General features: G+C 41.6%; 9 protein-coding genes. 6 read left to right on the top strand and 3 right to left on the bottom strand.

All coding sequences use genetic code 11. The features are described 5' to 3' along the window. Nucleotides 1-8 precede the first annotated feature (8 nt). The 3 genes from PTET_RS12105 to rpoS all read left to right on the top strand — a co-directional run bounded on the left by PTET_RS12105 (nt 9) and on the right by rpoS (nt 2,542). Nucleotides 9-587 (top strand): YqaA family protein, encoded by a 579-nt coding sequence (locus PTET_RS12105; protein WP_096038689.1) that lies wholly within the window; start codon nt 9-11, stop codon nt 585-587. A 41-nt stretch (nt 588-628) separates the two neighbouring features. Continuing rightward, on the top strand, nt 629-1,453 hold the full coding sequence (locus PTET_RS12100; protein WP_096038688.1) for a peptidoglycan DD-metalloendopeptidase family protein: 825 nt from the start codon (nt 629-631) through the stop codon (nt 1,451-1,453). A 117-nt stretch (nt 1,454-1,570) separates the two neighbouring features. After that, on the top strand, nt 1,571-2,542 hold the full coding sequence (rpoS, locus tag PTET_RS12095) for an RNA polymerase sigma factor RpoS (protein WP_028833937.1): 972 nt from the start codon (nt 1,571-1,573) through the stop codon (nt 2,540-2,542). Between the two features lie 61 nt (nt 2,543-2,603). On the opposite strand, the gene mutS is transcribed toward rpoS, so the two are convergent. Next, the gene (gene mutS / locus PTET_RS12090) at nt 2,604-5,189 is read right to left on the bottom strand and encodes a DNA mismatch repair protein MutS (RefSeq protein WP_096038687.1); all 2,586 of its coding nucleotides are present in this window, start codon (nt 5,187-5,189) and stop codon (nt 2,604-2,606) included. A gap of 21 nt (nt 5,190-5,210) precedes the next feature. Between mutS and PTET_RS12085 the strand changes: the two genes are divergently transcribed. Both PTET_RS12085 and recA read left to right on the top strand, forming a co-directional pair. Next, nucleotides 5,211-5,699, top strand: a complete 489-nt coding sequence (locus PTET_RS12085; RefSeq protein WP_096038686.1) for a CinA family protein — start codon at nt 5,211-5,213, stop codon at nt 5,697-5,699. Between the two features lie 68 nt (nt 5,700-5,767). Further along, entirely contained in the window at nt 5,768-6,811 is a 1,044-nt protein-coding gene (gene recA / locus PTET_RS12080) for a recombinase RecA (RefSeq protein WP_013465663.1), read from the top strand. Nucleotides 6,812-6,938: 127 nt separating this feature from the next. Here the strand turns inward: recA and PTET_RS12075 are convergent, their stop codons facing one another. Further along, nucleotides 6,939-9,059, bottom strand: a complete 2,121-nt coding sequence (locus PTET_RS12075; RefSeq protein ID WP_174818633.1) for a TonB-dependent siderophore receptor — start codon at nt 9,057-9,059, stop codon at nt 6,939-6,941. A gap of 201 nt (nt 9,060-9,260) precedes the next feature. Further along, complete coding sequence (locus tag PTET_RS12070; protein WP_013465661.1) at nt 9,261-10,430, bottom strand: DcaP family trimeric outer membrane transporter; 1,170 nt, start codon at nt 10,428-10,430, stop codon at nt 9,261-9,263. Between the two features lie 404 nt (nt 10,431-10,834). Between PTET_RS12070 and acs the strand changes: the two genes are divergently transcribed. Further along, nucleotides 10,835-12,775, top strand: coding sequence for an acetate--CoA ligase (gene acs / locus PTET_RS12065; protein ID WP_096038684.1), 1,941 nt, complete (start codon nt 10,835-10,837; stop codon nt 12,773-12,775). Nucleotides 12,776-12,802 lie beyond the last annotated feature (27 nt).

The following is a 12,802-nucleotide window of genomic DNA, read 5'->3' as shown; positions in this document are numbered from 1 at the left end:
AATTCATTTTGAAGTTGTTTACCAAGTTATATGATATGGCCTTAGTGTGGGCTAAGCATCGCCATGCAGAACGTTATTTAGCAGGGATGAGCTTTGCCGAATCGGTTTTTTTTCCGGTGCCACCCGATGTAATGTTAGCGCCTATGTCGCTGGCACAACCGAGTAAAGCATGGCGATTTGCAAGCTTTGCTACCATAGCTTCTGTGCTTGGCGGCGTGCTAGGTTATCTACTAGGGTTTTGGTTATTTGAACCTGTTGTAGAGCCTTTTATTGCACAAATGCAATGGCAAGATAAATTTAATACGGCACTTACATGGTTTAAAGATTATGGCGTATGGGTGGTATTTTTAGCCGGGTTTTCGCCTATTCCTTATAAGGTATTTACTATTGGTGCAGGGGTATTACAAATGGCGTTTTTACCCTTTATTGTTGCATCGGCGGTTGGACGAGGGGCGCGTTTCTTTTTAGTATCTGCTTTAATGAAATGGGGCGGAGTTAAAATGGAGCAAAAATTACGTCAATATATTGAAGTGCTTGGCTGGGCTGTTGTTGCTTTAATTGTTGTTGCGTACATTTTATTACGTTAAGTACTATATATTAATGTTATTAACGCAGAGGGCAAAACGCATTGAATAAACAAATACGCTGTTATGTTGCTTTATTTATTAGTGTTTTGCTCTGTGCATGCTCGTCTCGCCATGTTCCCGCTCCGGTAAGCAGTTTAAATAATAATATTAATGACTATCCCTCACGGATTAATATTAACGGCGGAAAATACACAGTACAAAAAGGCGATACACTTTACTCGATTGCTTTTAGTGCCGGAAAAGATTTCAGAGAGCTTGCAAAAAACAATTCAATTCCATCACCTTACACTATTGTTCCTGGTCAGGTTGTTTCTCTTTTAGAACCAAGTAAGCCAAGGGTTACAGCAAAAACGAATCAAAAACACCCAGCTAAAAAGCCATCTCATTTACAAAAAAATAACAAAAAATTAAAGAAAGAGCTTGATAAGCCGAAAAAACGAAGGTATGTTCAAAAACAAGCTAACCAAAAAATTAGCAAGTCTCAAGGTTCTACAAACAGAAAGTTGAGTTGGTTTTGGCCTGCTAAAGGTAAAATAATCCAACGCTTTTCTAACAAGGAAAATGGTTATAAAGGCCTACAGATTGCTAATAAAAAGGGGGCGGCAGTATTCGCCGCTGCTCAAGGAACGGTAGTCTATGCGGGTAGTGCACTAAGAGGTTACGGTAATTTAATTATATTGAAACATAATGATGATTACCTAAGTGCTTATGCACATAACTCAAAGTTACTTGTTAAAGAAAAGCAAATAGTGAAGGCGGGACAAAAAATAGCAGAAATTGGTAATTCAGAGTCTTCAGTAACGGCACTTCGCTTTGAAATTCGTTATCGAGGAAAAGCTGTTAACCCTGCTAAATACCTACCCTGAACTAAAGGTGTTGATTGACAGTTCTGGAGAAGGCTCATGGCTAATACAGCAAAAGCTAATAAAACGACTACAGACCTTAATCATAAAGTTATTGATAGCTTGCTCAGGAGAAGTCTTATGGCTGATGTAGCAAAAGCTGAGAAAACCCCCACTGATGATAAGTTTGACGATTCAAAAGTTGAAGAGCCAACGCAACTACTTGATGACGTGGAAGATGAAGACGTATTTGTTAAAGAAGAAGTCACTAAAAACCTCGACGCCACTCAGTTATACCTAGGCGAAATTGGTTTTTCCCCTCTATTAAGTGCCGAAGAAGAAGTTTTTTTTGCACGAAAATCGCTTAAAGGCTGTGAAGCTTCCCGTAAACGCATGATTGAAAGTAACTTACGCTTGGTTGTGAAAATTGCGCGCAGGTATAACAATCGTGGGCTTGCTCTACTCGATTTAATTGAAGAAGGCAACTTAGGACTCATTAGAGCGGTTGAAAAGTTTGATCCTGAACGTGGTTTTCGATTTTCTACTTATGCTACATGGTGGATACGTCAAACCATTGAGCGGGCGATAATGAATCAAACGCGTACTATTCGTTTGCCTATTCATGTAGTTAAAGAGCTTAACGTTTATTTACGTACAGCACGTGAGCTAACGCAAAAGCTTGATCATGAGCCTACCGCAGAAGAAATTGCAGAAAGCTTAGATAGACCGGTCGAAGACGTCACCAAAATGCTACGCCTAAATGAAAAAATAGCCTCTGTAGATATGCCCATTGGTGGCGAGAATGACAGTGCATTATTAGATGTGATAGCTGATGAAAAAAATGTAGGCCCCGAAGGTGAAGTACAAAACAACGATATGAATACGCATATTATTGACTGGTTAGGTGAATTAAACCCTAAGCAACGCGAAGTACTTGCACGTCGGTTTGGTTTACTAGGCTATGAACCCTCAACCCTTGAAGATGTTGGCCGTGAAATAGGCTTAACCCGTGAGCGAGTTCGCCAAATACAGGTTGAGGCGTTACGTCGGTTAAAAGATATTTTGCAGCAAGAAGGATTAAGTACCGAAAGCTTATTTGAACAATTTGCTTAATCTAATCTAAACACACAGAAAAATGAATACAGCCCGGCTTTTTAAGCCGGGCTGTATGCGTTTAAAGCAGTGCTTTTAATTTATAAAGCAGTTCATGCGCCTGACGCGGTGATAGGTTATCAGGGTCTATTGCACTCATTTGTTGCTCCAGCTCACTTGGCTGGCTGGTTTGTGGCTCACTATCAAACGGTAAAACCTGTTGCTCTGTAGTGACTGTGGTGACACTTTGATGGTTTTCAAGCAAGCTTAGCTTTTGTTTAGCTTGGGCAATAACCGCTTTAGGCACCCCGGCCAGTGCTGCTACTTGCAAACCAAAGCTCTTACTCGCTGCGCCATCTAATACCGTATGCATAAAGGCAATGGTATCGTTGTGTTCGATGGCATCTAGGTGCACATTAACCAGCCCAGGCGTTTGCTCTGCAAGCTCTGTAAGTTCAAAGTAATGGGTTGCAAACAGGGTTTTAGCCGCTATTTTTGAAGCGAGGTGATCAGCCGTCGCGTACGCCAGTGATAAACCATCGTAAGTGCTGGTTCCTCGGCCTATTTCATCCATAAGCACCAATGATTGCGCGGTGGCATTATTTAAAATAGCCGCGGTTTCGGTCATTTCAACCATGAAGGTTGAACGCCCAGATGCTAAGTCGTCACTGGCGCCAATACGGGTAAATATTCTATCTATATTACCAATTTTAGCGCTATTGGCAGGAACGTAACAGCCAATATGTGCCATAAGCACAATAAGTGCAGTTTGGCGCATGTAGGTTGATTTACCGCCCATGTTAGGGCCGGTAATAATCAACATTTTACGCTGGTTATTGAGCTCCACAGGATTGGCAATAAACGGGTCTTTCATTACCTGCTCTACCACAGGGTGGCGGCCTTGTTTAATGCTGATATTATCGTTATCGCAAAGCTCAGGCTTGGCATAATTAAGTGTTTGGGCACGCTCTGCTAAGTTATTTAGTACATCTAGATCGGCAATTACTGAGGCCATTATTTGTAGCTGCTCAATATGCGGAGCTATAAATTCAAATAACTGTTCGTATAATTGTTTTTCAAGGGCCAGCGCTTTTGATTGGCTGCCGAGAACTTTGTCTTCGTGTTCTTTTAGTTCTGGGATTATATAGCGTTCGTTATTTTTTAATGTTTGACGACGAATGTAATCTGCAGGCACTAAGTGCGAGTTGGCGCGACTCACTTCAATAAAAAAGCCATGCACGCGGTTGTAACCAATTTTAAGTGTACTAATACCGGTGCGTTCACGTTCGCGCTGCTCTAGCTGTTCAAGCACATCGGTGGCACCTTGGCTTAAATTACGCCACTCATCGAGTTCGCTGTTATACCCTGGCGCAATAACACCGCCATCACGAATTAACACTGGCGGATTATCAATGACAGCACGTTCAAGTAATGCTTGTAGCTCAGGAAGCTCTTTAGAATGCGTAATTATATGTGAAATACGTGTATCAGTTGCATCGTTTAATAAGCTATGCAGTGGCGCCAATGCTTGAAGCGCACTGCGAAGCCGTGTTAAATCGCGTGGGCGAGCGGTATGTAATGCCAAGCGAGCAATTACACGTTCTATATCACCAATCTCTTTGAGCGCGTCATGCAGTTCACCACATAATTGTGCATCTAAAATAGCAGTAATAGCATTAAGTCGTGAGTTGAGTTCATCTTTATTACGAATAGGAGTATGAATGCGACGTTTAAGTAATCGCGAGCCCATCGCCGTTGCTGTTTTATCAAGCACTTGGGCTAAGGTGTTTTCAAAGCCGCCGGATAAATTAACCGTTAACTCAAGGTTTTTACGGGTTGGCGCATCCAAAATAACCGCGTGTTCGTTATGCTCAAGAGTGATTGCGCGGATGTGCGGTAATGCAATACGTTGGGTATCTTTTACGTACTGCATTAAACAGCCTGCTGCCACCAAGGCGCTATGTGCTTTGTCGACGCCAAATCCCACTAAATCTTTGGTCCCAAACTGCTCGCACAGTAAGTGTTGCGCGGTATCAAGGTCAAACTCCCAATCAGGGCGACGTCTTGCCCCTTTAATGTGTTCAATTAAGTGAGTGTTTTCAAAGTGTTCGCTATACAGTAATTCAGCAGGCGCTAAGCGTTGTAGCGTTGAGCTAAATGCTTCATCAGTGTTTACTTCAACAACATTAAAGCGCCCTGAGTTGATATCAAGATACGCAATACCGTATTGGCCTTTTTTATTTTGCCAAACACTGGTTAAAAGGTTGTCTTGGCGTTCTTGCAGTAAGGCTTCGTCAGAAATGGTACCTGGGGTGACAATACGTACTACCTTGCGCTCAACAGGACCTTTGCTGGTGGCTGGGTCGCCCACTTGCTCACAAATAGCCACCGACTCGCCCATTTGTACTAAGCGGGCTAAATAGTTTTCTACTGCATGATAAGGCACGCCCGCCATAGGAATAGGATCGCCGCCGGCTTTGCCACGATGTGTTTGTGAAATATCAAGCAATTGCGCGGCGCGTTTTGCGTCGTCAAAAAAGAGTTCGTAAAAATCCCCCATCCGATAAAACAATAAAATATCGCGATGCTCTGATTTTATTTTTAGATACTGCTGCATCATAGGGGTTTGTTGTTTTATAGTGTGCGGTGCATAAAGATCAAACGACATGTATTTACCCAAAGGCTGAATATGGAATTACATCAAGAGATTAAGACACTTGCTGCGCAATTAGGCGCTATTTTAACGGATAAACGCTTATGGATCACTACCGCTGAATCATGTACTGGTGGTGGAGTGAGTTATTCGCTTACCGATACCCCCGGAAGCTCTGCATATATTGACCGCGCATTTGTCACTTATAGCAATAACGCAAAGCATGAATTGCTCAATGTGAAGCGTGATACCCTCGAGGAATTTGGCGCGGTGAGCGAACAAACAGTCATTGAGATGGCAGCAGGTGCATGTAAGGCGGCTAATGCTGATATTGGCATTGCTATTTCAGGAATTGCAGGTCCCGATGGTGCCACTGAGGGCAAACCGGTAGGGCTTGTGTGGTTTGGCCTACAAATTAACGGTAAACACTGGACGTTTGAGCAAGTATTTGATGGAGATAGGGCGCAAGTTAGGCTGCAAGCTATTGTATTTTCATTGAAAAGTATAATAGAGAAGATAAAATAATAAAATTAGCTTGATACTGTGATTTCATACAGTATACTTGTCTGCATTAGCTGGATTTGGAGAGTAAAATGAACGATAACAAACAAAAAGCATTGGACGCAGCTTTATCACAAATTGAACGTCAATTTGGTAAAGGCTCAATTATGAAATTGGGTGATAACAAGGCGTTAAACATTGACGCTGTATCAACAGGCTCGCTAGGTATTGATATTGCTTTAGGCATAGGCGGCTTACCAATGGGGCGTATTGTTGAAGTATATGGCCCAGAGTCATCAGGTAAAACAACGCTAACATTGCAAGTTATCGCTGAAGCTCAAAAAGAAGGTAAAACGTGTGCCTTTGTTGATGCTGAGCATGCTCTTGATCCAATTTATGCACAAAAACTAGGCGTTAACATTGATGAGTTACTGGTATCTCAACCAGATACGGGTGAGCAAGCACTGGAAATATGTGACATGTTAGTGCGTTCAAGCGCGGTTGATGTGGTTATTGTCGATTCGGTTGCAGCATTAACGCCAAAAGCTGAAATTGAAGGCGACATGGGTGATTCACACATGGGCTTACAAGCACGTTTAATGTCACAAGCATTACGTAAGCTGACTGGTAACATTAAGCGCTCAAACACGCTATGTATTTTCATTAACCAAATCCGTATGAAAATTGGTGTAATGTTTGGTAACCCTGAAACAACAACCGGTGGTAACGCCCTGAAATTTTACGCCTCTGTACGTATTGATATTCGTCGTATTGGTTCGGTAAAAGAAGGCGACGAGGTTGTTGGTAATGAAACGCGCGTTAAAATTGTTAAAAACAAAGTTGCACCGCCGTTTAAACAAGCTGAATTTATCATTATGTATGGTGAAGGTATTTCTAAGCAGGGTGAGCTGATTGATTTAGGTGTTAAGCACAAACTTGTTGAAAAAGCAGGTGCTTGGTATAGCTACAATGGCAACAAAGTTGGCCAAGGTAAGTCTAATTCGATTAAGTTCCTTAAAGAAAACCCTGAAATTGCAGATGAAATTGAAGGTAAACTGCGTGAAATGCTATTGCTAAAAGCAACAGTTGAGCCAGAAGATGGCGAAGACGTATTAGGTGACGAAGGCGACCTTTAAGCCAATTAGTTTTAAAAGCTTGATTTGACCCGAGCTTAAAAAAAGCGCTAACCAATTAGGTTAGCGCTTTTTTATTGCTTGCTATAAATTGACTTAAGCTCTGTTCATGAGAGCCCAGTACTCAGGTTTATAGCTGCCAGTTAACTGACAGTGAGTAGTTACGCGGTGCACCGTAGTAACCTTGAGCCCAATAGAGGCTGTTTATGTATTTTTCATCAGTGCTGTTATTAACATTGAAGGTAACACCGACGTTTTGAGTGATTTCGTAGGTGGCCATTAAATCTAGTAAGCCATAAGCACCTTGTTTTGTAGTAACCAATGCGTTGCCTGCTGGATCTTTTACTTGCACGCGGCTAATAGAGTCTTGCCAGCGGTAATTAGCACCTAAGGTTAAACCATCAATAAATGGCACCTGATAAGTGGCAGCCATTTTTAATTGGTTTTCTGGGGTGTAGTCTTTAACAAGTTCGTCACCATCAATACTTAAATTACTAAAGCTGATACTGGCACTTAAATCATCAGTTAAGCGACCGCTTAGCTCAATTTCGAATCCATCGCTATTGATACCATCTGCAGCATAATAACGCGTATCGCTAGGAAGAGAGTTTGGAAGTGCAACAGCAAGTCCATCTTGCTCGGCATCAAAGTAGGCGAGTGTAACAAATACTTGCTCACCTAAAAGCTGTGCTTTTAGGCCAACCTCAGTACTTTTGCCAATTACAGGAGCCAGTTGTTCAGCGTTAATGTCTAACTCTTTTTGTGGTACAAACGTTTCGGTATAGCTAGCATACGCAGATAACGACTCGGTAAAATCGTACACTGTGCCAATATAAGGGATTAATTCTGAGTCATCACGGGTTTGTACTACATCATAAGCAATACCTTTAGTTTCCCAATCGGTATAGCGTACTCCAGCTAAAAGGCTCAATGGTTCAGCTAATTTGATGCGGGTTGATATATAAGCCGACCTTTGTGTGTTTTGTACATCACTGCCATTAGGTCTATCAACCAATGTCGCTTCTGGAATAACACCATCCCAACTTGCTAAATCAGGCATACCTGGAAAACCATTACCTGTAGTGTAGTCATAAAGCGATTGGTCATTAAAGTCCATGTTTGCTTGGCTGATGCCGAATGATAAGTCGTGCTCTAGCGAAAATAGCTCAAACTTACCGCTGGCATATAAATCATACAAATCTTGTGTGTCTTTGTAATCATAACGACTCGCATATCCCGTTAAACCTAAACCAGTTTCTTTATCTGGTGTGCCATACACATAAAACAACTCTGAATTTTGTTCATTTTTTATGTGGGCATAACGCGCTTTAGCGACCCAAGTCGCTGATAAGTTTTGCTCAAGTGTTACATAAACACGTTCAGTGCTATTATCCCAATACGACCAATCTGCAGCTGTGCTAGTTGAGTCATCATAGTTAGTCGCTGAGCCATCAGTGTAATAAAGTGGTAACGCGCCCCATAAAGGACTGTCGGCATCTTTTTGTTCGTTTACGTAGTTAATGCTCAGTAGTGTATCGTCAGTCAGCTTACCCTCATAGGCAAGGTAGGCAACGGTTTTATCGGTTTGGTAACGGTCTAGGTATGACTCTTTATCTTGCTTTGTAAATACAGCACGAACAGCGTGTTCATCGTTAATCGGTGTGGAAACATCAATATCTACACGTTTATTATTCCACGAACCATAAGAAGCGGATGCATGAGCTTGCGTTGTGTAGGTTGGTTTTTTTAGCACCATATTTACAGTAGCTGATGGGTTACCTGCACCGGTCATCATGCCGTTGGCACCACGCACTATTTCAACGCGATCGTAAATTGCCGTATCAAGTGTACCTTGAATTGAACCTGAACTTTGCGGCGTGCCTAAACCATCAATTAAAAAGTTAGTTATTTCAAAACCACGGGCTTTAAAGTAAGTACGATCGGTTTCTATTTGTTCCACTGTTACGCCTGGGGTGCTTTCTAATACCGCATTAATATCATCAAGTGAAAAGTCATCCATCAACGCACGTGAGACAACAGAGATTGACTGTGGAGTTTCTTTAATTGTTAAACCTAGCTTAGTCGCTGACTGTGCTTCTTCTGTAATATAATTTTTATGATGTTGCCCATAAACGGCAATTTTTTCTAGAGGTAGGTCGTCTTGCGTGTCGTTAGCAATAGCATGTCCAGATAAAACCAGTGAAGTAAGTAGACTCAGTTTAAATGCAGAGTTTTTATGTTTGTACAGCATCTTGTTTCCCATAAGATAAAATGTGGGTGTAATTTAATCTAAATGAGAGTGATTTGCAATTGCGTTAACCCGGTATTTTACACATCTTTGATATTTTTTAAATAAAGCGTGTGGTTGTAGTTAACCTGAGCGCTAGTTAAAAACAAAAAAAGCGGCCGAAGCCGCTTAGGAAGTAAATCAGTACTTTAATCAGTAAAGAAATTAAAATGCATATTTAACAGAGAACTGTAAGCGATCCATATCGCCATCTACGCCACTTTCAAGCTCGCGTTCTGCATGTTTTAATTCAGCACCAAAGGTTAAGCGTTTAACCGGTGAGTACAGAATATTTGCGCTGTAGCTTTGGCTTGATTCTGTCGGATCACCTGAGAATGAAAGTAAGTCTGTATTGTTATCTGCTGAGAAAAACGAATATAGGAATGTAGAGCGCCATTGGCTGTTCCACTTATGTTGATAAGCAATAAAACCTGATGTTGAATCAATGGCATCTAAATCATCACCGTTGAGTACCGCACCACGTGCTACGTTTAGACCAACATAACGACCTAACCCTTTACCTTGAGTAAGCATAAATTTAAGGTTGTCTTCACCTAGTTTAACCATACCTGATGCACTGACACCAAAAGAAGTTTCATCGGCATCAACACCGCCTACTTTATAAGTTAATTGACGAGCGAGTGCAGCAACTACAAAGTTACCCCAGTCAGCATTATGGGTATAGCGTGCAGTAAAATCAGGTAATGAGGCATCATCTGTCACTGCCATGCCACCACCAGGTGTTGTAATTGTGCTTTCTGGGTTTTCTAAAGAGAAAGACCATGCGCCCGTAGTGTATTTAATTTGAGATTGACGAACAAAGACGGTGCCTTCAGCTGGGCCAACAAAATCAAGCGCTTCTGGTAATGCACCGACGTTTTGAAAGTTTGACCATGTTTGACCAAATAACCAGCCATCATAAGAAATAAAGGCATGGCGAATACGCGGAGAATATGAATTGGACACACGCTCGTTGCCGCCAGGAGCAGACGCTAAAAAGTCTAACTCAATTTTAGTTTTAACCGTTTTGCCATTATCTAAAAGTGTAGACGTACCAAAGTTAAAGCGAGATTCACGTGCGTGCATATCAAATACAGCATCTGAGTTATTATCGCTGCCAACGGTTAATGTACTTGGTACATAAAAGTCACGGCCAACACTGGTGCCTGCAGGCGCACCTGCTGAGTAGTCACTCCACATTGCGTCGAGTTTAATGTATCCACCGTAGGTGAATTCGGTATCACCTATTTTTGCAGCTGTTGCGGCATAAGCTGTGCTAGAAAGTGCACAAAGTACAGCTGTAGCTGCCAGTGTTTTAATTGGAGTAAGTTTCATTGTTGTGTCCTTTTATAGGCTACTTGTTGTATGTTTTTTCTAACGTGTGTTACTTATATAGTACTAACAAATTGAATTTACATAGTTTTAATTTAATTTGTAAGTAAATAAAGATTGTTAATAAACAGTCAATACTTTTAAATATTTAAGCTACTGTTGTATATGTACACAATTTACTCAATCAACTATTAGTCTATTAGACTAAGGTTTAATAAATATGAGTTGTTCATATTCTTTGCTTTAATAATGTGTATTTTTATGTATATCAAGTGTAACTAAGGGGATTATAGATAAGATAATAGCTGTTTGAACCTAGATACAACTAATGTCTAATATTTAATAGTGCACCGCTGAGTAATCCTTGATGAAAAGCCTAAGGCAAGTAATATAAATTGGAGACTAATATGTCACAAAGTATCTACCCAGTTCCTGCGCATATTAAAAACGCAGCGCTCGTCGATAATGAAAAATATAATACGATGTATAAACAGTCTGTAGAAGACCCTGAAGGGTTTTGGGCTGAGCACGGTAAGCGTATTGACTGGTTTACTCCTTATTCAAAAGTAAAAAACACTTCATTTGATAAAGGCCATATTAATATAAAATGGTATGAAGATGGCTACCTTAATGCATCTTACAACTGTATCGACCGCCACTTAAAAACAAAAGCAGATAAAGTAGCGCTTATTTGGGAAGGCGATGATCCTTCGCAAAGTGAAAATATTACCTACCAACAATTACATGACGAAGTCGCTAAATTTGCCAATGGCTTGAAAAAATTGGGTGTAAAAAAAGGTGACCGTGTTGCCATTTATATGCCAATGAGCCCACAAGCTATTTATGCAATGCAAGCTTGTGCCCGTATAGGTGCGATTCATTCTGTTATATTCGGTGGCTTTTCACCATCGGCTATTGCAGATCGCATTAATGATTCAGGCGCTAAGGTGGTGATCACATCAGATGAAGGTCGACGCGCCGGTAACTGTGTACCGCTTAAAGCCAATGTAGATGAAGCGGTGTTACAAGATTCGGTAACTACCGTTGAGCACGTAGTTGTTCATAAACTGACCTCTGGCGATGTTGATTGGCATAGCCATGATATTTGGTGGCATGACTTAGTTGCTGATGAAGCACCCGAGTGTGAGCCTGAGCGCATGAACGCTGAAGACCCATTGTTTATTTTATATACCTCAGGTTCTACGGGGCAGCCTAAAGGTGTGGTACATACCACTGGTGGTTATTTAGTGTATTCATCAATGACTCATGAATATGTTTTTGACTTACAAGAAGATGATATTTTTTGGTGTAGTGCCGATGTGGGCTGGATCACAGGTCACAGTTATATTGCTTATGGCCCGCTTGTTAATGGGTGTACGCAAGTCGTATTCGAAGGTGTGCCAACTTACCCAACAGCAGGGCGTATGGGTGAAGTTGTTGATAAACATAACGTTACTATTTTATACACCGCACCTACTGCTATTCGAGCGCTTATGGCCAAAGGTGATGAGCCAATTGCCAGTTCAAACCGAGATAGCCTGCGTATTTTAGGTTCAGTAGGTGAGCCAATTAACCCCGAAGCGTGGACGTGGTACTACGAAAAAATTGGTAAATCTAACTGCCCAATCGTTGATACCTGGTGGCAAACTGAAACTGGCGGCATTATGATTGCGCCTCTTCCAGGTGCAACTGATATGAAACCAGGCTCTGCAACTCGTCCATTTTTTGGTATTGCACCGGCGTTATTTGATGCTGAGGGTAATACATTAGAGGGCGCTGTTGAAGGAAACCTAGTTATTTTAGATAGCTGGCCTTCGCAAGCACGAACTGTGTATGGCGATCACGAGCGCTTTGAGCAAACTTATTTTAGTGCTTACCCGGGTGTTTACTTCACCGGTGACGGTTGTCGTCGTGATGAAGACGGAGATTACTGGATCACAGGGCGTGTGGATGATGTGCTTAATGTATCTGGGCACCGTTTAGGTACTGCTGAAATTGAAAGTGCCTTAGTTGCTCATGAAGCCGTAGCTGAAGCTGCAGTTGTCGGTTACCCGCACGATATTAAAGGCCAAGGCATATATGTTTACATTACACCTAACGAGGGTGTAACAGTGAGTGATGAGCTAACAAAAGAGATCCGTAATTGGGTACGTAAAGAGCTGAGCCCTATTGCATCACCCGATATGATCCAATGGTCGCCAGGGTTACCAAAAACTCGCTCAGGCAAAATTATGCGTCGTATTTTACGTAAAATTGCTGCAAATGAGTATCAACAGCTTGGTGATACGTCGACACTCGCCGATCCGTCAGTCGTTGATGAGCTAGTAGAAAATCGATTAAATCGTTAATTTCGCGTTAAAAGCTTGATTAGAAGT

Origin of the sequence: Pseudoalteromonas tetraodonis (assembly GCF_002310835.1) — a bacterium.
GTDB lineage: Bacteria > Pseudomonadota > Gammaproteobacteria > Enterobacterales > Alteromonadaceae > Pseudoalteromonas > Pseudoalteromonas tetraodonis.
Note: the sequence above shows the minus strand (reverse complement) of the source record. Positions and strands in the feature narration are given on the sequence as shown.